The organism is Vibrio sp. D404a, assembly GCF_030248535.1.
Taxonomy (GTDB): domain Bacteria; phylum Pseudomonadota; class Gammaproteobacteria; order Enterobacterales; family Vibrionaceae; genus Vibrio.
The window spans coordinates 272,958-295,523 of the sequence record NZ_JAHGAJ010000007.1 but is presented as its reverse complement, the minus strand read 5'-3'; the positions used below and the strand labels follow the sequence as shown (position 1 = coordinate 295,523).

Below are 22,566 nucleotides of genomic sequence, written 5' to 3'. Positions count from 1 at the left end.
AGAGTTGACCGGAGGCAAATGGATTTAATTACAAAAAAGGCCGGGAAGTCCGGCCTTGAAGAGGTTATGTGGTCGAGTTGTTTGTTTAACTCTGAGAGCCGATGCGAATTATTTCGCAGAGATCGTTGTGATCAGTTGGTGACTTTCACCAGGCTGTAGCTCTTTACCTTGTTCAATGCTTTGAGCATGAAGTGTTGACTCAACACACAGCATAGTCAGGTAGCCATCATCTTGCATGTCGCCCATACCTGCAGCGCCCTCTGCCCACGGGTTCCAAAGTACAGCACTGTTGTGGCCGTGGTTTTCTACCGTCAGAGTACGCGCTAGCTTGGCGTCAGCAACAGAAATGATCGCTTCTGGCTGAGTGTAGACGCGGTCAATCGTGTCTGTCAGAACAAGCTCTTCGCCACCTTGGCACACTTTGCCGCCTTGAAGGCTATCAATGTACTCAGGGCCCATACCTGTCGTCTTGGCTTGGTGAATATCGCCAACATTGAGGTATGTGTGTAGTGCTCCAGAACACTTCCAAGCTTGGCTGTCGGTGTTCTTAACATCCAGAGTGACTTTTAGTTCATCACCAATCTCGACATTTAGGTGTGCATCGAACTGGTGTGGCCATACTGCCAGCGTATTTTCATTGGTCTTTAAACCTAGGCTTACGATGACGCCTGCTTCACTCTCGCGGTGTTCAATCAACTGCCATTCGCTGTTGCGTGCAAAGCCATGTGCAGGTGCTGCAATACGACCAAACCAAGGCCAACAAACAGGGATGCCACCACGCAATGCAGTTTTACCGTCAAATTTAGCTTGTTGGCTCATCCAGATTAGGTCTTCTTGCCCTTGTGGCTGGTAAGACACCACGTGCGCACCAAACAGAGAGATCGCAGCGTTTGCTTTGTCGTGGATAACGCGAACCAGCTTTACGCCGTCGTGCTCTACAATCGTCACATTGTCAGAAAGAACTGCTACGGCAGGGAGAGTTGATAAATCCATTACATAATCCTTCTTGAGGGAAATTGAATTCAAATATGAGATGACAAAACTCAGGTTAAGAGCAGGGGAGCTCTCGTATTTGAATTGAATCTCTTACCTGATAAACGTGCCGCTTGTTAAACATCATTTTTATCAGTGTGGTTGTGATTCAAAAATAGCAGATACAAAAAAGGCGACTCGAGAGCCGCCTTTTAAAATTCATACGCTAACTGCGCATCCTAAGAAATTACTTAGAGATGTGAGCAATTAGGTCTAGAACTTTGTTTGAGTAACCGATTTCGTTGTCGTACCAAGATACAACTTTAACGAATTTGTCAGTTAGAGCAACACCAGCTTTAGCATCGAATACTGAAGTGTTAACTTCGCCGATGAAGTCTTGAGAAACAACTTGGTCTTCAGTGTAACCTAGAACGCCAGCCATTTCGCCTTCAGAAGCTTCTTTCATAGCAGCACAGATTGCTTCGTAAGATGCAGCTTCTTTTAGGTTAACAGTTAGGTCAACTACAGAAACGTTAGCAGTTGGTACACGGAAAGCCATACCAGTTAGAAGGCCGTTTAGTTCTGGAAGAACAACGCCTACAGCTTTAGCAGCACCAGTTGAAGATGGGATGATGTTTTGAGAAGCACCACGGCCACCGCGCCAGTCTTTAGCAGAAGGACCATCTACAGTTTTTTGAGTTGCTGTAGTAGCGTGAACTGTAGTCATTAGACCAGACTCGATGCCCCACTTGTCGTTAAGAACTTTAGCGATAGGTGCAAGACAGTTAGTAGTACAAGAAGCGTTAGAAACGATGTCTTGACCAGCGTAAGTGTCTTGGTTAACGCCCATAACGAACATTGGGGTTGCGTCTTTAGAAGGACCAGTTAGAACAACTTTCTTCGCACCAGCAGTGATGTGCTGACGAGCAGTTTCGTCAGTTAGGAAGATACCAGTTGCTTCAGCTACAACGTCAACACCGATTTCGTCCCACTTAAGGTCAGTTGGGTTACGCTCAGCAGTTACGCGAACTGTTTTACCGTTAACGATTAGGTTACCGTCTTTAACTTCAACAGTACCGTTGAAACGACCGTGAGTTGAATCGTACTTAAGCATGTATGCCATGTACTCTACGTCGATAAGGTCGTTAATACCTACTACTTCGATGTCAGCGCGCTCAACAGATGCACGAAATACGAAACGACCGATACGGCCAAAACCGTTAATACCTACTTTGATAGTCATTGTAGTTGCTCCACAACTTAATTTCTGATTAAAGATAACTGGTAGTAAAATTACAGAATCCAGTATAAATCTGCAATAGATAATCCGACTTAACTTGTTTAATGTCAAAAAAAAGCGACGCTTTTCTTAACAATTGAGTGTAAGTGGTTGAAATTTGACCATTGCTAGTGGTTCTGTACCCCTCCAGTTGGGTAAAATACCTCTAAATGACGATTCACTTATGAGTGTATATGTACAATGTATCTCGGTGAGAAAGTATGTGCTACAAATCCCGCTAGATGCAAGTATTTATGGAAAAAAGTAAATATAATAAAAGAGAATGTGGAGAGATATTAACGTGAATCAAAGGGGAGAAAATATGACGAAGCCCGATGAATACTGGCGTGAACGCCTAACCGAAGAAGAGTATGAGGTGTGTCGTCTTCGTGGAACAGAGCCTCCTTTTACAGGAAAATTGTTGCACAACCATAAGACAGGGGTCTACAGCTGTACCTGTTGTGAAGCCCCGTTGTTTGTGTCTGAGAATAAATACGACTCTGGCTGTGGCTGGCCAAGCTTTGACGCCCCTATAAATGATAAGGCAATCCGCTATTTAGAAGATCTAAGTCACGGTATGAAACGTGTCGAGATCCGCTGTGCGGCCTGTGATAGCCACCTAGGTCACGTTTTTCCTGATGGTCCGAAAACCACAGGTGAACGCTTTTGTGTAAATTCTGTGTCGTTAATTTTCAACAAAAATGACAAAACTACAGAATAAGCCCGTTCTATTGTCAAAACCTTTCATATGAGGTGATGGTCGTATTGAAGCAAATCGACGAAATGCGAATCGCTTCTCTTAGCGCAATAAAAAACAGCTACCAATAAAGGGTAGCTGTTTTTGTTTGTTCTAGATGCCAGGTGTTTGCCATAGATAAAAAGCGAGTGTGCGTCGCTTAATTAGCAACCGTCTCTTAATTAGAAACTGTCCTTAGTTAGAAACCAATGAAGGCTGGTAGCGTCCATCTTCAATTGCTTCTACAACGTAATCGGCATCGTCTTGCAGCTTCTCATAGACTTCATTTGGGAAGTGATACAGCACTTTGAGTTCGGACTCTGATGCTATTGGTACATTGAACTGCTTAGCAACCATCGCCCATAAATAGGCTTTTTCCATATTCCCAAGGCTGTGATTGATGCTTGCGAGAGATTTAAAAATCTCGGTGTTAACAGTTGAGCCGTTGGACAGCGTGAGAGCGTTGTTGAGTAACTTAACAGTTTTCTCGTGATCTCGCGTTGTATAGAAGGTGGCTAGAGCGTATTGCAGCTCAGCGGTATTGAGAGCATCACTGCCCTCCAATTGAAGGAAACTGCGACGCGCTTCAATATTGCCCGTTTGTGACCACAGGAAATAGAGGGTCTCAGGTTCATTTGAACCAAGCAGATCTTTTACGATACGTTCTTCTTCTTCAATACTGTGCATCAGTGCTGAGAAGCGGCGTTGCTTGAGCATGGTTTGGTCAATGGTTTCTATCTGAGAGGCGAGCTCTAGACATTTTTTGTATTCCGCCACCAAACCGTACTCAACAATCTTATTGTGTTCGGTTGGTTGCTTTAATACATCGAATCGATGCCAAATGAGATCCGTACGAGCTACGCGGCACTGGCCATCATTCATATTGAGATCAGCACAACGCAGTTCTGAGTTTGCTTCGCACAGTTGTTCGGTGTTTTTATTGCCCTCAAAGCACCCAGTCAGCGCCAAAGGAACCGCGGCTAATAGCCATTTAAAAATTCTCATATACCTTCACTTGTGATCGAATACACTTATTTCCAGTGCTCCGCTTGACTCCATTCTACGACAGGTTATTTTCTGGTAAAAATTGTTAACACTAAGGCTTTACCATGGATGCAGAACAACTTCTTAACGCAATGACCCCAGAGGTCTATGAGCGACTAACGTACGCAGTAGAGACGGGAAAGTGGCCCGAGGGTACAGCATTAACTCAAGAGCAACGCGACTCGTGTATGCAAGCTGTGATGCTTTACCAATCGAAGCATAATGTTGATGCTCAGCATATGACGGTTGCAGCCGGTGGTGACATCAGCTTTAAGTCGAAAGCAGAACTTAAGAAACAATTTACTTCAGATCAAGAAGATATTGTTAGAGTAAATCCTAATCACTAACTCATACTTGCGACAATATCACATAGTTCAAGATTGATAGTAAAAAGGGGTGGCATTGAGCCGCCCCTTTTTATGGTCTATCCGAATATATCTTCGGTTATAGGCTCATTTCACCACGCAATACTTGCTGCATTTTTTCTTTTACTTGTTCGTAGCTTAGGTCTTGGCTAAGTAAAAAGTGCAGTTTCGCCAGTGCCGCTTCAGGGGTCATATCGTAACCACTCACTACACCGGCATCGGCAAGAGCACAACCTGTCGCGTAACCACCCATGTTCACTTTACCAGCAAGACATTGAGTCAGGTTAACCACGATGACGCCACGCTCTGAGGCATCTTTTAGATGTTGCAGTAGCTCTGGGTTTTGTGGCGCATTGCCCACACCAAATGTCAGCAAGATCATCGCATTTACTGGCTGAAGTAGGGTGTTTCTAATCACTTCGTGAGAAATACCTGGGTACATTGTGATCACACCAATTGGTTGAGGTGTAATGTTGTGTACCTTGAATTCGCCCTCTGGCTTCTCATCAACCACTACATTGTTGCTTAGTTGGATATTGATACCCGCTTCAAGCAACGGGTTTAGGTTTGGCGAAGTGAACGCGTTGAAGCCATCTGCGTGTGATTTGGTACTACGGTTACCGCGCATCAATTTGTTATTGAAGAACAGTGTGACTTCGTTGATCGGGTAGTTGGCCGCAATGTGCAGCGCATTCAGTAGATTTGCTTGACCATCTGAGCGCAGTTCTGCAAGAGGGATCTGTGAGCCTGTCACAATCACTGGTTTGCCAAGGTTCTCTAGCATGAAAGAGAGCGCCGAGGCCGTGTAAGCCATGGTGTCTGTGCCGTGCAAAATAACAAAGCCGTCGTACTTATCGTAGTTAGCGCGTATGTCATCAGCAATGGTCTGCCAATCTAGTGGCGTCATGTCTGAAGAGTCCATCAGCGGAGAGTATTCATGAATCGTATACTCAGGCATCTCTGGGCGGTGGAATTCAGGCATGCTTGCTAGCTGCTTGTCCATAAAACCCGCCACTGGTACATAGCCGTGGTCATGCGATTTCTGCATACCGATGGTGCCGCCAGTGTACGCAATGTAGATATGTTTTCTTTCCATAGCGATTGTTACTTTTGTTTATAGGGAACAGGGACGCGATTATAGCGGATAATCAGCCAATAAAAAGAGGTACCCCACACAGAGGTACCTCTTGATAGAACAGTAAGGAGAGACGCTTATTGTACTTGGCAATTCAAGCAGAATGCGTAGCGGCCTTGAGGGTCATTAAAGTTGCTTAAAAGTTGGCTATCTTGCGCCAATTGTTGAGTAACTGGCTGTAAACTACTTGGGATAAGGCTCTGAACATCAAGTCCTAAAGACACCTGAACTTGGTTCATGAACTCTTGAATAAACTGCTCAGTTGCTGAAAGCGGCTCTTCAACCCAGTAAACGTTGTACTCTTCAAGCTCTGCCAGCGTTGCAGCAGCAGCGATTGCGTCGTCAAAGTCACCGATTTCATCAATCAATCCGTACTGTAGAGCATCTTGCCCCGTCCATACTCGGCCTTGAGCCACTTTATCGACACTCTCTACATCCATACCGCGACTAGAGCCAACTAGACCGATAAAGCGTTTGTAGCCGTGCTCGATACCCATTTGGAATGCATCTTTAGCGCCGTCGGTTAGGCCTGTTGTTACACCCAAGCCAGAAAACGGCGATGTACCGACACCATCGGTGTAAACGCCGATGTCATTCAAGCCTTTTTCAAAGGTTGTGATCACACTGAAGATACCGATAGAGCCAGTAAGAGTCGTTGGCTGTGCCATGATCTTATCTGCACTCATCGAGATCCAGTAACCACCAGAAGCCGCTAGGCTAGACATCGAAACCACAACCGGCTTGCCTACTTCTTTAAGCGCGACAATCTCGTTGCGAATCACTTCAGACGCGAATGCACTGCCGCCTGGGCTGTCGACACGTAGAACAACCGCTTTAACTTGATCGTCATTACGAGCTTGGCGAAGTAGAGCTGCGGTAGTGTCACCACCGACCGTACCGCGAGGCTGTTTGCCATCCATGATAGCGCCGCTTGCGATGACTACAGCAATATCGTCTGTCGAAGTTGGTAGATCCGGTAGCATGGTTGCACGGTAATCGTAGTAGCTTAGAGCGTTGTAGCTGTCTTTGCCGTCACTACCAAAGGTATCCGCAAGCTCTAGGCGTACTTGTTGACGTGTAGACAATTGGTCAACCAAACCTAACTTCTTCGCTAACTGGGCGATGTCACCATCAACCGATTCTAGCTCGGCAATGAAAGTTTCCATGCTTGGGTTTAGGGTTGAAGCTTCGATCTGACGGTTGTTAGAAACATCATCAACGTAAGCCCCCCATAGCTGACCTAACCAGCGAGAAGCCGATTGCTTAGCTTCTTGTGACATGTCATTACGCGTAAAGGGTTCAATGGCTGACTTGTATGTACCGACACGGAACACATGTGTATTCACATCAAGCTTTTCTAGCAGCGTTTTGTAGTAAAGCGAATACGCGCTGTAGCCTTTTAGCAACACGCCGCCATCAGGAGACATGAAGATCTTGTTGGCGTAGCTCGCAAGGTAGTATTGGCTTTGATTGTAGAAATCACCAATGGCGTAAATCGGTTTACCTGTTGCTTTGAATTCGTTCAGAGCCTTTGCAATGTAGCGCAGCTTGGTGAGATTGGTTTCTGGCAATTCACCCAGTGCTAACACGATGCCGGTAATGTTCTCGTCATCTTTTGCATAACGGATAGTATCGACGATATCAAAAAGCACGTTCTCTTTAGGCAAGTCTTTGCCCAGCAGAGAGCCGGTGACAGAATCCATAGGGTTGATGTAGCGGCTCTGCTCAACGATAGGGCCTGAAAGGTTCAATACCAAGGCCGATTGTTGTGGAACCGTAGGTTGTGTGTTGTCCGTTTGGAAATACACAAAGTAGATAAGGGCAATACTCAATAAAAAGAACAGATTGACCAGTGCAACACGCACAAAGGTGATCAGTTTCCATATCCCTTTAAAGATCATACCGATGAATTTGGCTATTTTTTTCATTATTTCTCCACGGAGAGAACACCACACTTAAACAAGCAGTAGTACTATTTATCTCAATAATATTAACTGGTTAGTATCCTACGTTAATTCAAAGTTCCAAACTAGATGAACTATTTGTTAATCGATAGATATTCTCATTAAGTGTAGTCACATTAGGGGCTGTCGAAGAATTAATACACCCTGCATTATGATCGGTGTTACAAAAATGTAAACGGTTGTTTGAAATTTTGATTTCTGCACTATACTGTGGTCAGACCACAAGGATAAATAACAGAAGTGATGTCTGCCATGTACCCACATTTATTAGAACCACTAGATCTTGGATTTACTCAGTTACGTAACCGTGTATTGATGGGATCAATGCATACAGGCCTTGAAGAGAATAAAGAAGGGCTGCACAAGTTAGCTGCGTTTTACGAAGAGCGAGCGCGAGGTGGCGTTGGCCTTATTGTTACTGGTGGTTTTTCTCCTAATTTACGTGGCAGATTAACCCCATTCAGTGCTGAATTCAGTAAAGTTAAGCACGCTAAAGCGCACCAAGTTGTAACCGAAGCCGTCCACAAACATGGCGGTAAGATTGCCTTGCAACTTTTGCATGCAGGTCGCTATGCAATGCACCCATTCGCACAAAGTGCATCAGGCATTAAAGCGCCGATTGCTAAGTTCGCGCCAAGTGAAATGAGCCCTCGTCAGATTAAGAAAACCATCGCTGCATTTGCCAACAGTGCAGAGTTGGCACAAGTTGCTGGCTACGATGGTGTAGAGATCATGGGGTCAGAAGGCTACCTAATTAACCAGTTTATTTGTAAACGTACCAACATGCGTTATGACGAGTGGGGTGGTTCTTACGAGAAGCGTATGCGTTTCCCGTTAGAGATCGTCAAGGCGATGCGTGAAGCGGTCGGCAAAGATTTCATCATCATTTTCCGTCTGTCGATGTTAGATCTGGTTGAGCAGGGCAGTACCTTTGAAGATGTTGTGTTGCTAGCACAGAAACTAGAAGAAGCGGGCGTTACCATTATCAACACGGGTATTGGTTGGCACGAGGCACGTGTTCCAACCATTGCTACTCAAGTCCCGCGTGGCGCGTTTTCTTGGGTGACGGAAAAAGTAAAACCGTATGTTTCTATCCCAGTTGTGACCTGTAACCGAATCAATACACCCGACGAAGCTGAGCGTATTCTCAGTTCTGGACAAGCGGACATGGTGTCGATGGCACGACCATTCTTGGCCGACCCAGACTTTGTAAATAAAGCCGCTCAAGACCAAGCCCAGTTTATTAACACCTGTATTGGTTGTAACCAAGCGTGTTTAGACAATGTGTTCAAAGGGAAACGAGCAAGTTGTTTGGTTAACCCAAGAGCCTGTTACGAAACTGAAATCGTGGTGCAACCCGCGGATGATCGTAAATCGATCGCCGTGGTCGGTGCTGGCCCTGCTGGTTTAGCTTGTGCGACCACATTGGCGCAGCGCGGGCACAACGTTGACCTGATTGAGAAGAATGACCGCATCGGCGGGCAATTTAGATTAGCAATGCAGATTCCTGGTAAAGAGGAGTTCAGAGAGACGATTCGTTACTTCGCCAATCAAGTCGATGCTTCGGGCGTTAATCTTAAGCTCGATACCGAAGCGACGTTTGAGATGCTTCTCAAATACGATGAAGTGGTGATGGCTGCGGGTGTTGAGCCGAGAAAACTGAATCTTGAAGGTATCGAGCAAGAGAAAGTGGTCGACTACCAAACTTTGATTCGCGATAAGACACCAGTAGGCGAAAAGGTGGCGATTGTCGGTGCAGGTGGTATTGGCGTCGATGTCGCGACCATGTTGACAGAACCGCCTTCACACAGCTTGGATGATTGGTTGCACGAGTGGGGCATTGATAAAAATATGGAGCACCCGGGCGGTTTGTATCCGTACCCAGATGCAATGAGTGATAAAACGGTTTGGGTGATGCAGCGTAAGGCCGGCCGAGTCGGTAAAGGTCCGGGTAAAACGACCGGTTGGATTCATAAGCGCACATTAGAGAAACGTGGTGTGAATCTGATGGGCGGTGTGAACTACGAAAAGATCGACGACCAAGGACTACACATTACGGTAAACAAAGAACCGAAAGTGTTGGATGCTGATTCTGTAATTATCTGTGCAGGTCAAGTATCGGTAAGGCCGTTTGAGGACATGTGGCAAGAGTTCGGTGGCAAGCTTCATGTGATTGGCGGTGCCGACTATGCAGGTGAACTGGATGCAGTGAGAGCCATTCGCCAAGGTGTCGAGTTGGCGACTAAGCTTTAAGCGAAATCAGCGCACAAATATTGTGATAATTCATCAAAGCCCTTAGAGACTGTCTAAGGGCTTTTTTGTTACAGATGTTGCGACTTATTATCGTTTGTAATCTATGCTAAAGTTCAAAGATACAAAAAAGAAAATAGTAAGGACTTCAAATGGATGCTTTGGATCTATTGCTCAATAGACGCTCTATCGCGAAGCTATCTGAGCCAGCCCCAGAAGGTGTTGCCCTAGAGAACATTATTAAAGCGGGATTGCGTGCCCCTGACCATGCCGCTTTAACCCCATGGCGCTTTGTTATCGCTCAAGGAGCGGGTTTACAGAAGCTCTCTGATATTCTTTTACGCGCAGCAGAAGCCGACAACAGTGAAGACGCGGTATTAGAGAAAGTGAAAAAGGCGCCGTTTCGTGCACCTATGGTAATTACCGTGATTGCAAAGGTCACTGAGCATGAAAAAGTGCCGGCATTAGAACAATACTTATCCGCGGGTTGTGCTGCACAAGCGATGCAGATGGCGGCCGTAGCTCAAGGTTTCCAGGGGTTCTGGCGCTCAGGTAAGTGGATGTTCCACCCAGAAGTACACCAAGCCTTTGGTCTTGAAGGCGATGATGAAATTGTCGGATTCTTATACCTAGGCACTCCTGGTTGCACGCCAATGAAGGTGCCAGAGCGCAACCTATCGCAGTTTGTCGAGTTCCTGTAATAGACTAGTCACTGTATAAACAAACAGTTTATCTTGATTTATTAGAGCCACATTAGATAATGTGGCTCTAATTGTTTGTTGTCTCTGGAAAATCATGTCTCGCTTAATCATTGCAGAAAAACCCAGCCTAGGTCGCGCCATCGCGGCTGCATTGCCAAACCCACAAAAGAAAGGCGAGGGCTTTATCCAGTGTGGAAATGGCGATGTGGTGACGTGGTGTATCGGACATCTGTTAGAACAGGTAGAGCCTGACGCCTATGAAGAGCGATACAAAAAGTGGAACTTGGTTGATTTACCTATCGTTCCTAACCAGTGGCAACTGAGACCAAGAAAGAGCTCCAGCAAGCAGTTAACTGTTATTCGTAAGCTACTTAAAGATGCTAAAGAAATCGTACACGCAGGTGACCCTGATAGAGAAGGGCAGCTGCTGGTGGATGAGGTGATTGATTACTGTAAGGTGTCGAAAACGCGAAAAGAGTCGATTCAGCGACTTCTTATCAGTGACCTTAACTTACCTGCAGTGAAACGAGCATTAAGTCAGATGCGCAGCAACAAAGAGTTTATTCCTCTATCGGTATCTGCGTTAGCCCGCTCAAGAGCCGACTGGCTTTATGGTATGAACATGACGCGTGCCTATACCTTGCTTGGTCAGAAAGCGGGTTATCAAGGTGTGTTATCCGTAGGGCGAGTACAAACACCAGTCCTTGGATTGGTGGTGAGACGCGATGAAGAGATTGAAAACTTCATCCCTAAAGACTATTTCACGCTGCATGCTTTGATTCCTTATCAAAATGGTAGCGACAACTTCGATATTCGTGCTCGTTGGAAACCGAGTGAGGCGTGTAAGCCTTGGCAAGATGAAGAGGGGCGGGTACTAAACCGCAAACTGGTGGAGAACGTCGCCAGCCGTATTCAGAATCAACCCGCTAAGGTCGTAGAGTCAGAGCAGAAGCAGACCAAACAAGCTGCGCCGCTTCCTTACTCGCTCTCTGCATTGCAGATTGATGCTGCGAAGCGCTTTGGTATGAGCGCGCAACAGGTTTTGGATACCTGTCAGTCTCTGTATGAGAAGCATAAACTGATCACTTACCCGCGTTCAGATAGCCGTTACCTTCCGAAAGATCATTATTCACAAAGGCAGTCTGTTGTTGATGCTATCGCCAATAATGCCAAAGAGCTTGAGCAAGGTGCGCAAGGGGCTGATTTATCACTGCGATCCAAAGCCTGGAATGACAGTAAGGTTGATGCTCACCACGCGATTATTCCTACTCCAAAGAAGTCATCAGTGAACGGGCTTTCTGGTAATGAGATGAAGATTTACCAGCAAATAGCACGTCAATATTTGATGCAGTTCTATCCTCATGCGGTATACGCAGAAGCCAAGTTGGTGTTTGATATTGCTGGTGGCGTGTTTATCGCTAAAGGCCGACAGTTAGTGACTCCGGGCTGGAAAGTGCTGATGGGTAAAACCGATACAGCAGAGAAGAGTGATGGTGCTGATACTGTACCGCCACTACCGGAAGGCACAGTGCTCACCTGCCGCGAGGGCGTCATTGCAGACAAAAAGACCGAACCACCCAAGCACTTTACCGAAGCGACGCTGCTTCAAGCGATGACAGGGATTGCACGCTTTGTTGCGAACAAAGACCTGAAAGCCATTTTGAAAGAGACAGACGGCCTTGGTACAGAAGCAACCCGTGCGGGGATTCTAGATACGCTATTCAAGAGGCAGCTGTTAACTCGTCAAGGTAAGAGTATTCACAGTAGCCCTGCAGGACGAGGTTTGATTCACGCACTGCCCGAAGACTCCACTTTCCCTGATATGACAGCGCACTGGGAGCATCAGCTGCAAGGCATGGCAGAGCGTAATCAGGCGTATCAGCCCTTTATGTCCGATTTGGAAAACAAAATCTCAGGATTGATGCAGCGTGTTAAAACCTCTGAGGTACCGGAATCTTTGCGTCACCTGCCAAAAGTAGAAAGGCCAGCGTATAAAAAGCGTAAAGCGGGCGGTCGAAAAAAGTACACCAAAAAACGTTCGTCGAGTTAACGACCTACCTTTCTACCACAACGTTCAAAAAGGCTTTTCCAATAGTCGACATGTTGGCGAATCGCAGTGCGAAATGCTTGATGTGTGCCGACTAATGGGAATGTATAGGGATGCAATTGTGGCTGCGCCTCAAACAAAGATAAGTTTGGAGCCAGTTGTTGATAGTAGCCGTCGAGCTGTGCCATGTAGGGCTGGACGATGCCAATGAACTGCTGCTCGAACACATTGTTGAGGTGACGAAACTTGGTGGTATCTCGTTGTTTTCCACAAATGATCTTGTGGTCAAATGTTTTGAGCTGTTGAGTGATCAGGTTCAACTCAAAAGTGGCCGCGCTCAATGAGTAGTGAAGATCGCCAAGCACCACCTGTTTTTCTAACGTCTCTTGTACCTCAGTAATCGAGCCAAGTGTCATCGATGTATTGAATGACTGGTTTAGATAATCCAGTGCATCACTGACTCGTTGAACCTTCAAACCGACATCTTCACTCAACCACTGACTGCCACGTAACTGAGATTGCATGGCATCACTGGCATAGAGCAGGTTCCATTGATGCATCGCGATCTGGTCGCGCTTTTGTTGCTCGATGCTCAGCAACTGTTGCTGAACATCATCTGAAATGCCTTGGTGATTGAGGCACTCTGATAACCCATCTAAGAAAGCCACTTGGTAATCAAAGTTACGAAATGGGTCTGCCACCTTCCCAAGCACGGAATTACGTTCAGCAATCAGGTTAAACAAGCCACACTCTCTAAGTTGGTAACTGTCTAATAGCCCCATGGAGATCGGTTCAATGTTAATGTTCAACTCACGCTTTCTGGGTAGAGCATCAAACTGCCACTCTTGAATGACTCTATCTTCATCTTGAACGCGCGCAACGCGACTGTGGTACTCATCAAACACGTCACCTTGGTTATCCCAGCAACCGACGAGCAACGCGCTCAGAAAACCTAAAATAGGGATTCGTCGGGAGATAGTAGAGAGAGTCACCTTGCTACTCATTGTGCTTACCAAGCGATCGTTGAGCCATCGTAATTGAGAAAGTGACCACTTACTTCAGTATTACTGTTCTCAATGACTTGAATTAAGCCTGCAGCTGAGGTTTGCGTGTCGATAAGCGCATTGGGGCCGCCCATCTCTGTTTGTACCCAACCCGGGTGCAGAGCCAAAACCGTAAAGCCTTGCGGGGTAAGGTCATTGCTCAAACTTTTCACCACAGAGTTGAGTGCCGCCTTTGAAGAGCGATAGATGTAGCCGCCACCAGAGGTGTTTTCTGTCATACTGCCTACTCTAGATGATAAACAAGCAACCTTTTTCGAAGAACCGTTTGAAAGTGCAGGAAGAAAGGCTTCGACAAGCTTGAGAGGCGCAATGGTGTTTGTTTCGAATACACGGCGCCACTCTTCAACATCCGTATTCCCCAAACCGTAACCTTTCGGCCCATAATAGCCGGCGTTGTTGATGAGAATATCGATGCCTTCAATATCATTCGCTAACTCGTTAACTGCCGGGTAGTTGGTTACATCCAGTTCAATGCAGGTTAGGTTGGAGTGCGCATGGTTCAAAGTCAGCAGTGCCTCAGCAGCATTTTTGTTCCGATAAGTTGCGTATACGGTGTGACCTGACTCTAGGTATTGTTGAGTGAGGCTCAGTCCAATACCGCGGTTTGCCCCGGTAATAAAGATGGTGCTCATAAGAAGTCCTTGTAGAGATGATGAATCAAGTGTGATGGCTTACAAGCAGAAAATCAACGACCCACCAACTGGTTAGCAACATAGTTACGAATAGTATTACTGCGATAAACGAACCGCAGATCACTCCACCGAGCAACATTAGGTTTTTCAAAACAGCCCCTTAATTTGATTAAATGGTAATCATTATCATTTATTGCGGTTGTCGCCAAGACTCAGGCTGTTATGATCTTAAGACTTTGACACAATGAACAGTTTTATGATCCCGCTAATCTATCACTCAATCTATTCACAGCTCCCTTTACCCGAAGGGCACCGCTATCCAATCAACAAGTATCAATTGCTGTATCAGGCGGTTGAAGCTAAACGATCTACGCTCGCTCATTGGCAGCAGACTTATCAACTCTTTGAGCCAAAAGCGGTGACGTTAGAGCAGGTAAAGCAAGTACACAGTGAAGAGTATGTGGACCTATTAGCGAGTGGTCAGCTTGCAGCCCCAAAGATGCGTCGTATCGGATTTCCATGGAGTGAGCAATTGATTGAACGGACTCTGTGTTCAGCGGGGGGCACAGCGCTATCGGCAGAAATGGCGATTGAACATGGTATCGCTATTCACTTAAGTGGTGGTTACCATCATGCCCACCATGATTTTGGTAGTGGCTTCTGCCTGTTTAATGATTTAGTTGTCGCAGCAAAGCATGCACTTACCTTCGAACACATCGATACGGTATTAATTGTTGATAGCGATGTTCATCATGGCGATGGAACGGCAACCCTCTGCCAAGATGAACCAGACATTGCGACGCTATCTTTCCATTGTGATAAGAACTTTCCAGCGCGTAAGCCTGCTTCTGACTTTGATGTACCGCTTTCTAGAGAAACGGGAGACGCAGAGTTTTTAGCAAGCTTTGAACAAGTGACACAAATGGCGATGGCGCACTATCAACCTGATTTGATCATCTACGATGCAGGTGTTGATATTCATGTAGACGATGAGCTTGGCTATCTCAATGTATCAACCGAGGGCATCTATCAGCGTGACTGCTTGATGTTTCAGATGGCAAAAAAGCAAGGTATTCCAATTGCTTGTGTTGTCGGAGGAGGCTATCGCTCTCAACACCAAGATTTGGTGCCGATTCATATGCAGCTTCTTAATGCCGCTTATGATGTGATGGGGTGAAGTTCGCTATTTTTTCGTCCTCAATGTGTAAACACATTTCAGGATGGGACAGGCATAGAAATGGAAAAAGCCGCTGATTTCTCAGCGGCTTTCTCGAATGTGGTGGAGGGATAGGGATTTGAACCCTAGAACCGCTATTAACGGTTGCCGGTTTTCAAGACCGGTGCTTTCGACCACTCAGCCATCCCTCCGATGGCGTGAATAATATAAGGCCTCTCTGTTCCTGTAAACCCCCACAAAGATTGTTTGCTTTATTTATGACCGCTTTAGGTGGTTTTTGTGTTTGAGTGCTGAAAACTTGATCAGACTGGCGCTAGTTAGTGGAATAAACTGATGCCGTGAGTGTGGTTTTCTCGGATGTGGTCCATTCATCGACATATCGGATGACGTGGCTAAAGCAAGATAAGATCAGTGATGTGAATTGGTTTGCTTTGTGGGACTATCAGCAAGAGTTTCAGGGGAGCAGAAACGAAAAAAGCCGCTGATTTCTCAGCGGCTTCTAGAATGTGGTGGAGGGATAGGGATTTGAACCCTAGAACCGCTATTAACGGTTGCCGGTTTTCAAGACCGGTGCTTTCGACCACTCAGCCATCCCTCCAGTGCGGTGAATAATATAAGGCATCCTTGACCTTGTAAACCCTTAATTTTCATTATTTTGTTTGAATGCTTGTTTTATAAACATAATGAATAATAAAAAAGGAAGCCGAAGCCTCCTTTTTTGGTATTTAGTCGCTGAAACAAGCCAAATTAGTCGTTCTTAGTGTAGAAACGCTGCAGCTCGGTCAGTCCTTGCATCAATACTGGCAGTCGAGGACTCACATCTTTCAGGCGTTTATAGTTCTCATCGTAAAGCTTATAGTTGCCAAACTTATCGAGCACCGTGGTTTGTTGGTTGGTAATCAGCGCTAATTCACGAGAATCACCAGCAAGAATCCATTTACGCTTGCTTTCATCAAACAAGTTACGGCCACTACTGAAGTCATTCGGGTTTGAAGATACACCCAAGAGATCTTGCAGCAGAGTCACTGATACATCTAGGTGGCTCGAACGGTGAGTGTATTCAGACGCAGATTTACCAGGCCAATGGATATACATAGGCACTTGCAATTGGTAACGGCTGTAGTTGGAGTTCGCACCCCAGCTGTTGGTCTTGGTTTCATTGAACTCGGTACCGTGGTTTGACGTAATGATCACCACCGTATTTTCAGTCAACGAAAGCTCTTCCAGTGTTTGATAAATGGTTTGCAGCTCATCATCCGCTGCTTTTGCTGCTTTCTGGTAGTCTGCTGCAAAACGCTCAGCCGCACTGCGAGTTTCGTTACTGTCGTTTTGATAATTGGTGAAGTTATCTAACGTCGTTAGTTCAATAAAGCTGAACCAAGGTGAGCTAGCTTCAGAAGATTGAACCCATTCTGTCCACGCGTTAATCGCGCTCTCATCGTTATGAGCCTGAGTTCCTTCGTCGATCTTACGTCCACGGAAGATGATCTCAGAGAACATGCCATCTTCAAACTGGTCGCCACTGAAGGCAGCAATGCTGTAGTTGTGGTGCTCAAGTACATCAAGCAATACCGCATTAGAACCCTGAGATTTTATGCTGCTTGAGTAACTGCTTGGCAAGCCATAAAACAGGCCGAAAATGCCGTACATATCATTACTTGAACTGTAGTGATTGCTGAAGTTAATGCCTTCTTGTGCGTAAGCAAAGCTGTTCGGCATGACTTCATTGTTCAGTGCGTCAGCGCGCAGGTTGTTGACACTCACTAGCAGAATATTGAGGTCTGCACTGCGGCGGTTGTATTGAATCTTTTCTAGCGGATAGCTGACAAGGTCGATATTGTCAGTATTCGCTTCGCGGCGTTCTAGGTACTCTTCACGATCAAGTAGGCCGTGTTTTTCCATGAAGCTCTTCGCTGTCATTGGGTAAGAGAGCGGGAAGTTCGCTTTTTGGCTAGTAATTGGGTTATAGAAGTAGGCATCTGCCCAAATGTAAGTCAGGTGACTACTAATAAAACTCAAGAAAAACACAGCGGCGATAGGGCGGCCGACATGTTTGTGTGACAGTTTGCGCTGCTTGCGCCATACCCACTCAGATAGACCGAGTTGGAGTAGGAAAATCAGCGGCATAACGATGAAAAGGTGCTGCAAGTCAGAACTGAATGCAGTCTCTTCTTCGCTAAAGAGAACCTCCCACACCACAGGGGTTAGGTGGAGGTTAATGCTTTGATAGGTTTGAGTATCTATCAATAAAACAGTTAGTCCGATTGTTGCAAAGCAGACGGCAACAAGTCGGAGTAACTTTCTTGACGGTAATATAAAGGTGAGGGGAAACAGCACCAATAGGTAGAGAGCGAACACCAAAAAGCCGAAGTGACCAACCCAAGAGACCGCTAAATAGAACTGTCCTAGGAGTGTTTCAGGCCAAGCCGATTGAGTGATATAACGAGTACCGATCAACATCGCAGCAATGATGTTGAAAAATGCAAACCAGTGACCCCAACCAACCAGTCGAGATACACGATCGCTATATGAGTTTGCGCTGTCTACCATTTATTATTCTTTTATCCGTCAGTCTATCTTAGTGAGACTTCTTTTCGTCAAGCGAAGAGATTAGTGCCTCGGCAAATTTTTCAGCAATTCCTTTGCGTTGTGAAGCAGCAACGTTCTGATTTAAGACATTGGTTGCGATATTTCCGGCGATCATCAGTGAAAGTTCTGGTGAAGCTTTGTGCTTAGACAGTACAGCACCTACTTCAGCTAGGATGTTTTCAACTTGTTCATCTGTGTATTTAGATATAATCGGCATAAGGACTCTAATAATGATAGTAAAAGCGGCTTATGATAACCTACAATTCACGACAACTGAAACCTGAACGATAATATTTTCATTATGAGCCTTCATCTTTCCAACGTAATTTTACACCAGCTGAGCAAGAATGATCAGGACGAACTGATTGTTAACTTCCGTGCTGAGTCTCTTGATAACGATGCTTCATCTGAAAGCTTAGTTGCTGAACTGCATCGCGTTTTTAACTCAAAACCTGGCAAAGGGTTTGGTGCATTTAAGTCCGACAGCGAATTTCAGCAGTGGTTGCATGAACTTCGTAAAGGTGAGACCAATTTCTACGATTTCTCGCAAAAAAGTGCTCAACGTCTAAAAGAAGAGCTTTCAAAATACCCATTTGCAGACGAAGGCACATTGGTTTTGGCTGAATACCAGTCGTTAGCAACCGACTATCTATTCATTGGCCTGCTGCCTTCAAACCAGAGTTTGAAAGTAACCGAAGGCTTAGATATCAGTGCTACCGACTACTTAGATATTTCTAAGATGGACATTGCAGCTCGTCTTGACCTATCAACTTACGAGACAGACAAAGAATCAAACCGTTACCTTGCGTACATTAAAGGCCGCGTAGGGCGCAAAGTCGCGGATTTCTTCCTAGATTTCTTGCAAGCTGAAGTGGGCTTAGATGCGAAACAGCAGAACCAAGTGCTGATGCAAGCGGTGGAAGACTTCGTTGCTGACTCTAAGTTAGAGAAAGAAGAGGCGATCAGCTACAAAAAGCAGGTAGCGGATTACTGTAATGAACAGCTGAAAGCAGGCGACGAGGTTCAGGTTCGTGAGCTATCGGGTGAACTACCACAAAGCACAGATGGTACGAGCTTCCTAGATTACACCAGCGAACAAGGCTACGAGCTTGAAGAGAGTTTCCCTGCTGACCGCGCGACCATGCGTAAACTGACCAAGTTTGTTGGCGCTGGTGGTGGTTTGAATGTGAGTTTTGACAGTTTGTTGCTTGGTGAGCGTATCTTCTATGATCCGGAGACAGACACGCTAACCATTAAAGGGACACCACCAAACTTACGTGATCAGTTGACTAGAAATAAGTCATAGCGTTAAGTTAGCACTAAGTGGCAGTAGGACGCTGCCACTGAGATTCATTTTCGCTTTTAATTCTTAAGGTTAATGAATCAACCTCCTCGAATCATTGGATCATAACAAGGAATGTCGATGGAATTATCTGTGACCCCACAACCCACGATTAAGCGTTCAACAAAAATCATCGCTCTGGTTTTGATTATTTGGCTTATTCCTACCTTGATGCTGCTTAATTTAAGTCGTTCCTACAACCAATCACTTGAACAGATTGAAGAGCTCGGCATTCGAGTGACTGAGTTAAGACAGTCTCTATACTTTTCAGAACCGCTTCGAGTATCAAGAGTTAATGATATGGCCCTTGATGCCCAACTTGTTTACTCTTTGCGATTGCAGGTGGAATCGGACTTTAAAAATGCCTGGATTCGACCGGATGTGAATCAATTGCTTTACGTTGTTGACCAATTTTTGGAAAAATTCAACGAGTTCACTCCCATTGAGAGCCAAGTTCAGTATCTAGTCGATGATATAAAGGCGCTCAGAAGCGACCCGAATACTTCTTCGCAGCTGCTACCTTTGTTGAATCAGTTCGGTACTGTTGTCTTCCAAGCGATGTATTCAGAAAATCACACCTCTTCCTCTATCTATCGTGCATTCGATGCAATCTTAGAGCAGTCTTATCAGTTAGAAGATGATGAGCAGGACGCACTGCAACAACTGCTTGCCGACGCATCGTCGTTACTTGGCGACTATGCGCAGCTGAATTACTTGGTCGATAGAATTAAGAAAAACTCAGTGAATGAGCAAATCATCGCGCTAGAAAATCAGTATCACTCAGGACAGTTCTACATGCTGCTCACTTTGGCGATATTAAGTGGCTTGGCTTTCTGCGTTCTGGTATTTACCCGATTAAGAACAGAGCCATATGAGCAAGAGTATTTTGATTCGCTAGAGCCACAAACCAATAATGTTAATCACAATCTAGTTGATGATACGGCTACCCTATCGCAAACGACGTCGTTGAACGAATCTTCGGATCAAAAAGATCGATCGGACAGCAGTGTGATCTTTAAGGCTGCTGCGACAAACCCTTCAACGAAACCAGTAACGGCTGTTGATAGTCCCGCTGAAAATCCGTTTTCGGAAAGCTCTACTTTTGCGGAAACTCCTATTAGTGAAAGACAAATCTCTTCTGAGTCGCGTATTAAACCCGTTGAATCTGATTCAATGAGCTCGGCACAGAACACTTTCGTTGATGCGGTTGAGAGCGATAATGTGGTCCCTTTGCAGCACAAATCGGAGAGCAGAACGGACGTTGCTGAAGAGACGGATACGCCGGTCATTGATATTACGGATATGCTAGAAACCTTAGATGGCGACCACGAATCGGTGTCCTTGCTGCTGAATGTGTTTGTAGAGGATCACGCCGATGACTTTGAAAAGTTCATGCAACTGAAAACAGAAGATGAAGTGACGGCTGCGAGAGTGGTGCATAGCTTGAAAGGCGTAGCAGGTAGCATTAAAGCATCAAGGTTGGCTGTGATAGCCACGAGCATCGAGGCGAGCATGAAGCAGTCTAAACCGATTAGCGATGATGACTTGAGAGAGTTAGAACTGGCGATTGAGGCAACGGTGGAAGCGGCGAGAGCGCACCTGCAATAGAATAATCGACGAGCAATAAAAAGAGCAACGACACTGAGTGTGGTTGCTCTTTTTTTATTTGGTCAAAACAGTGATTAAGCCTGTTGTTTGTTCAGCTCTACCGCTTGTTCCGTCTCTGCAGCTGGTGCTGTTGGTTCACATTTGTCAACGAACCAACCCATGTAAGAGGTAACGATAGTCACGATAATACAGATAAAGCTCAACCACATGAATGGCGCGTAGGATAGGGTAGCAACACCTAGAATGCTCGCCATGTAGATACCGTTGTCACTCCAAGGCACCATACCTGACGTTAGCGTGCCGCCAAATTCCGCATTACGAGATAAGTTCTTACGTTTGTAACCCAAACGGTCGTAGTTCTTAGCACAAATTTTTGGCGTTAGGATAAGCGATACGTACATTGCTGAGCCAAACACGTTACCCATGAAAGCGGTACCGATGGTGCTGGTTGCAAGCGAGCCTGCGCTGTTAACACGACGTTCAAACACTTTAGCGATGGTCTCAAGTACGCCAACTTTATCAAGCAGACCACCAAAGCCTAAACCGAACACAATCACAGCTACTGAGCCAAGCATGGAAGACATACCACCACGGTTAAGAATAGAGTCAATGAACTCAACACCTGAAGAGATAGAGAAGGGTGCCCATGCTGTATTGAACGCGGTTAGGAAGTCGATCTCTTGAATCATCACAGCCCAGATAATACCGAGTAGCGAACCAAAGCTGATCACTGGGAAAGAAGGCATGCGGAAAGCAAGTAGGCCAAGGACGATCAAAACAGGTACGAAAGAGTAAGGAGTGATGTAAAACTGAACTTCCATTGCTTTGATAACAGACTCTACTTGGCTCATGTCTACATTGCCTGCGTAGTGGAAGCCAAATGCCGTGAACATAATACCCGTGATGATGTAGCTAATTAAGGCAACCGGCAGCATACCTTTGATGTGCTCAACCACTTCAACGTTAGACATAGACGACGCTAGGATAACTGAATCAGAAAGCGGCGACATTTTATCACCAAAGTAACAACCTGATAGAACCGCACCCGCTGTAATTGGCGCTGGAACACCTAGGCCTTGACCAATCCCCATCATTGCGATGCCCGCCGTACCTGCAGCACCCCAAGATGTGCCAGTAGCAAGAGCAGTCAAAGAACAGATGATCATGGTTGCTAGAAGGAAAATCGATGGGTGAATCGCTTTCAAGCCGTAGTAGATAATGGTTGGCACAATACCACCAGAGATCCAGGTTCCGACCAGCGCACCTACCGCTAAAAGTATTAAAACAGCACCTAAACCATTCGAGATCCCTTTAAGGGCTGCTTTTTCTAAGTCTTTGTATTGATGGCCTAAGCGGATGCCGAGCACCATAATGATGAACCAACCAATGTAGAGGGCAAGTTGGATTGGGAGATCAAGCTTTGCTGTAAAAGAAAACGCAAGGGATAAAAATAAGCCTAACGAGATGAAAACCTGCATCAGGTTCGGTAGGCGAGTTTTACTTTGCTTCATAAAAGCCTCTTGTTATTTCGAGCATTATAGTGCTTCGTTATAGTGTGGGGTACGAAATAGACACTACAGGATTTGGTTGATTATATCGAAAAATAACATTTAAGTTGTGATATTTGACTATTTATAGTCTTATTTTTAGTATCATAATCT

18 protein-coding genes and 2 tRNA genes are annotated in these 22,566 nt (G+C 45.6%); 8 read left to right on the top strand and 12 right to left on the bottom strand.

What is annotated here, in order from left to right; all coding sequences use genetic code 11:
- Nucleotides 1–108 precede the first annotated feature (108 nt).
- Together KI655_RS05420 and gap are read right to left on the bottom strand one after the other, a co-directional pair.
- Nucleotides 109–993: a D-hexose-6-phosphate mutarotase gene (locus KI655_RS05420; protein WP_285402453.1), complete on the bottom strand. Its 885-nt coding sequence runs from the start codon at nucleotides 991–993 to the stop codon at nucleotides 109–111.
- A 226-nt stretch (nucleotides 994–1,219) separates the two neighbouring features.
- Entirely contained in the window at nucleotides 1,220–2,215 is a 996-nt protein-coding gene (gene gap, locus KI655_RS05415) for a type I glyceraldehyde-3-phosphate dehydrogenase (RefSeq protein WP_004740660.1), read from the bottom strand.
- 358 nt (nucleotides 2,216–2,573) lie between these two features.
- On the opposite strand from gap, the gene msrB reads away from it, so the two are divergent.
- A complete protein-coding gene (msrB, locus tag KI655_RS05410) occupies nucleotides 2,574–2,972 on the top strand; it encodes a peptide-methionine (R)-S-oxide reductase MsrB (RefSeq protein ID WP_285402451.1) in 399 nt (132 codons plus the stop codon).
- Between the two features lie 210 nt (nucleotides 2,973–3,182).
- Here msrB and KI655_RS05405 read toward each other — a convergent pair whose 3' ends face one another.
- Nucleotides 3,183–3,992: a DUF2989 domain-containing protein gene (locus tag KI655_RS05405; protein ID WP_285402449.1), complete on the bottom strand. Its 810-nt coding sequence runs from the start codon at nucleotides 3,990–3,992 to the stop codon at nucleotides 3,183–3,185.
- Between the two features lie 104 nt (nucleotides 3,993–4,096).
- Here KI655_RS05405 and KI655_RS05400 point away from each other — a divergent pair, with 104 nt between their 5' ends.
- A complete protein-coding gene (locus KI655_RS05400) occupies nucleotides 4,097–4,378 on the top strand; it encodes a YeaC family protein (RefSeq protein WP_255230293.1) in 282 nt (93 codons plus the stop codon).
- A 97-nt stretch (nucleotides 4,379–4,475) separates the two neighbouring features.
- Here KI655_RS05400 and ansA read toward each other — a convergent pair whose 3' ends face one another.
- Together ansA and sppA are read right to left on the bottom strand one after the other, a co-directional pair.
- Nucleotides 4,476–5,492, bottom strand: a complete 1,017-nt coding sequence (gene ansA, locus KI655_RS05395) for an asparaginase (RefSeq protein ID WP_285402446.1) — start codon at nucleotides 5,490–5,492, stop codon at nucleotides 4,476–4,478.
- 116 nt (nucleotides 5,493–5,608) lie between these two features.
- The gene (sppA, locus tag KI655_RS05390) at nucleotides 5,609–7,459 is read right to left on the bottom strand and encodes a signal peptide peptidase SppA (protein WP_285402444.1); all 1,851 of its coding nucleotides are present in this window, start codon (nucleotides 7,457–7,459) and stop codon (nucleotides 5,609–5,611) included.
- A 279-nt stretch (nucleotides 7,460–7,738) separates the two neighbouring features.
- On the opposite strand from sppA, the gene KI655_RS05385 reads away from it, so the two are divergent.
- From KI655_RS05385 to KI655_RS05375, 3 genes are all read left to right on the top strand, one after another.
- Nucleotides 7,739–9,748 carry an NADPH-dependent 2,4-dienoyl-CoA reductase gene (locus KI655_RS05385; protein WP_285402442.1) on the top strand — a complete coding sequence of 670 codons (2,010 nt, stop codon included), beginning with the start codon at nucleotides 7,739–7,741 and terminating at the stop codon, nucleotides 9,746–9,748.
- Between the two features lie 149 nt (nucleotides 9,749–9,897).
- Nucleotides 9,898–10,446 (top strand): NAD(P)H nitroreductase, encoded by a 549-nt coding sequence (locus KI655_RS05380; RefSeq protein WP_285402440.1) that lies wholly within the window; start codon nucleotides 9,898–9,900, stop codon nucleotides 10,444–10,446.
- A gap of 94 nt (nucleotides 10,447–10,540) precedes the next feature.
- A complete protein-coding gene (locus KI655_RS05375; RefSeq protein WP_285402438.1) occupies nucleotides 10,541–12,496 on the top strand; it encodes a DNA topoisomerase III in 1,956 nt (651 codons plus the stop codon).
- Here the strand turns inward: KI655_RS05375 and KI655_RS05370 are convergent.
- Both KI655_RS05370 and KI655_RS05365 read right to left on the bottom strand, forming a co-directional pair.
- Nucleotides 12,493–13,497, bottom strand: a complete 1,005-nt coding sequence (locus tag KI655_RS05370; RefSeq protein ID WP_285402436.1) for a DUF3080 domain-containing protein — start codon at nucleotides 13,495–13,497, stop codon at nucleotides 12,493–12,495. The two genes, KI655_RS05375 and KI655_RS05370, sit on opposite strands and share 4 nt — an antisense overlap.
- Before the next feature lie 5 nt (nucleotides 13,498–13,502).
- Nucleotides 13,503–14,189: an SDR family oxidoreductase gene (locus KI655_RS05365; protein ID WP_285402434.1), complete on the bottom strand. Its 687-nt coding sequence runs from the start codon at nucleotides 14,187–14,189 to the stop codon at nucleotides 13,503–13,505.
- 256 nt (nucleotides 14,190–14,445) lie between these two features.
- Between KI655_RS05365 and KI655_RS05360 the strand changes: the two genes are divergently transcribed.
- Complete coding sequence (locus KI655_RS05360; RefSeq protein WP_285402432.1) at nucleotides 14,446–15,366, top strand: histone deacetylase; 921 nt, start codon at nucleotides 14,446–14,448, stop codon at nucleotides 15,364–15,366.
- A gap of 100 nt (nucleotides 15,367–15,466) precedes the next feature.
- On the opposite strand, the gene KI655_RS05355 is transcribed toward KI655_RS05360, so the two are convergent.
- The 4 genes from KI655_RS05355 to KI655_RS05340 all read right to left on the bottom strand — a co-directional run bounded on the left by KI655_RS05355 (nucleotide 15,467) and on the right by KI655_RS05340 (nucleotide 18,172).
- A tRNA-Ser gene (locus KI655_RS05355) sits at nucleotides 15,467–15,557 on the bottom strand.
- A 316-nt stretch (nucleotides 15,558–15,873) separates the two neighbouring features.
- Nucleotides 15,874–15,964 (bottom strand) — tRNA-Ser (locus KI655_RS05350).
- 149 nt (nucleotides 15,965–16,113) lie between these two features.
- Nucleotides 16,114–17,916 (bottom strand): DUF3413 domain-containing protein, encoded by a 1,803-nt coding sequence (locus KI655_RS05345; RefSeq protein WP_285402430.1) that lies wholly within the window; start codon nucleotides 17,914–17,916, stop codon nucleotides 16,114–16,116.
- A 28-nt stretch (nucleotides 17,917–17,944) separates the two neighbouring features.
- Nucleotides 17,945–18,172 carry a YejL family protein gene (locus KI655_RS05340; protein ID WP_032551972.1) on the bottom strand — a complete coding sequence of 76 codons (228 nt, stop codon included), beginning with the start codon at nucleotides 18,170–18,172 and terminating at the stop codon, nucleotides 17,945–17,947.
- Between the two features lie 84 nt (nucleotides 18,173–18,256).
- On the opposite strand from KI655_RS05340, the gene yejK reads away from it, so the two are divergent.
- Together yejK and KI655_RS05330 are read left to right on the top strand one after the other, a co-directional pair.
- Nucleotides 18,257–19,261 (top strand): nucleoid-associated protein YejK, encoded by a 1,005-nt coding sequence (gene yejK / locus KI655_RS05335; RefSeq protein ID WP_285402428.1) that lies wholly within the window; start codon nucleotides 18,257–18,259, stop codon nucleotides 19,259–19,261.
- A gap of 117 nt (nucleotides 19,262–19,378) precedes the next feature.
- Nucleotides 19,379–20,905 carry an Hpt domain-containing protein gene (locus tag KI655_RS05330; protein ID WP_285402426.1) on the top strand — a complete coding sequence of 509 codons (1,527 nt, stop codon included), beginning with the start codon at nucleotides 19,379–19,381 and terminating at the stop codon, nucleotides 20,903–20,905.
- Nucleotides 20,906–20,979: 74 nt separating this feature from the next.
- Here KI655_RS05330 and nhaC read toward each other — a convergent pair whose 3' ends face one another.
- Nucleotides 20,980–22,416, bottom strand: a complete 1,437-nt coding sequence (gene nhaC, locus KI655_RS05325; RefSeq protein ID WP_285402424.1) for a Na+/H+ antiporter NhaC — start codon at nucleotides 22,414–22,416, stop codon at nucleotides 20,980–20,982.
- Nucleotides 22,417–22,566 lie beyond the last annotated feature (150 nt).

What these genes read in the sequence shown, in the direction of transcription:
- KI655_RS05370 (WP_285402436.1), bottom strand. Translation starts at nt 13,497, where the DNA reads ATGAGTAGCAAGGTGACTCTCTCTACTATCTCCCGACGAATCCCTATT.
- KI655_RS05360 (WP_285402432.1), top strand. Translation starts at nt 14,446, where the DNA reads ATGATCCCGCTAATCTATCACTCAATCTATTCACAGCTCCCTTTACCC.
- KI655_RS05330 (WP_285402426.1), top strand. Translation starts at nt 19,379, where the DNA reads ATGGAATTATCTGTGACCCCACAACCCACGATTAAGCGTTCAACAAAA.
- KI655_RS05400 (WP_255230293.1), top strand. Translation starts at nt 4,097, where the DNA reads ATGGATGCAGAACAACTTCTTAACGCAATGACCCCAGAGGTCTATGAG.
- gap (WP_004740660.1), bottom strand. Translation starts at nt 2,215, where the DNA reads ATGACTATCAAAGTAGGTATTAACGGTTTTGGCCGTATCGGTCGTTTC.
- yejK (WP_285402428.1), top strand. Translation starts at nt 18,257, where the DNA reads ATGAGCCTTCATCTTTCCAACGTAATTTTACACCAGCTGAGCAAGAAT.
- ansA (WP_285402446.1), bottom strand. Translation starts at nt 5,492, where the DNA reads ATGGAAAGAAAACATATCTACATTGCGTACACTGGCGGCACCATCGGT.
- KI655_RS05420 (WP_285402453.1), bottom strand. Translation starts at nt 993, where the DNA reads ATGGATTTATCAACTCTCCCTGCCGTAGCAGTTCTTTCTGACAATGTG.
- KI655_RS05380 (WP_285402440.1), top strand. Translation starts at nt 9,898, where the DNA reads ATGGATGCTTTGGATCTATTGCTCAATAGACGCTCTATCGCGAAGCTA.
- KI655_RS05405 (WP_285402449.1), bottom strand. Translation starts at nt 3,992, where the DNA reads ATGAGAATTTTTAAATGGCTATTAGCCGCGGTTCCTTTGGCGCTGACT.
- KI655_RS05340 (WP_032551972.1), bottom strand. Translation starts at nt 18,172, where the DNA reads ATGCCGATTATATCTAAATACACAGATGAACAAGTTGAAAACATCCTA.
- sppA (WP_285402444.1), bottom strand. Translation starts at nt 7,459, where the DNA reads ATGAAAAAAATAGCCAAATTCATCGGTATGATCTTTAAAGGGATATGG.
- KI655_RS05365 (WP_285402434.1), bottom strand. Translation starts at nt 14,189, where the DNA reads ATGAGCACCATCTTTATTACCGGGGCAAACCGCGGTATTGGACTGAGC.
- KI655_RS05345 (WP_285402430.1), bottom strand. Translation starts at nt 17,916, where the DNA reads ATGGTAGACAGCGCAAACTCATATAGCGATCGTGTATCTCGACTGGTT.
- msrB (WP_285402451.1), top strand. Translation starts at nt 2,574, where the DNA reads ATGACGAAGCCCGATGAATACTGGCGTGAACGCCTAACCGAAGAAGAG.
- KI655_RS05375 (WP_285402438.1), top strand. Translation starts at nt 10,541, where the DNA reads ATGTCTCGCTTAATCATTGCAGAAAAACCCAGCCTAGGTCGCGCCATC.
- nhaC (WP_285402424.1), bottom strand. Translation starts at nt 22,416, where the DNA reads ATGAAGCAAAGTAAAACTCGCCTACCGAACCTGATGCAGGTTTTCATC.
- KI655_RS05385 (WP_285402442.1), top strand. Translation starts at nt 7,739, where the DNA reads ATGTCTGCCATGTACCCACATTTATTAGAACCACTAGATCTTGGATTT.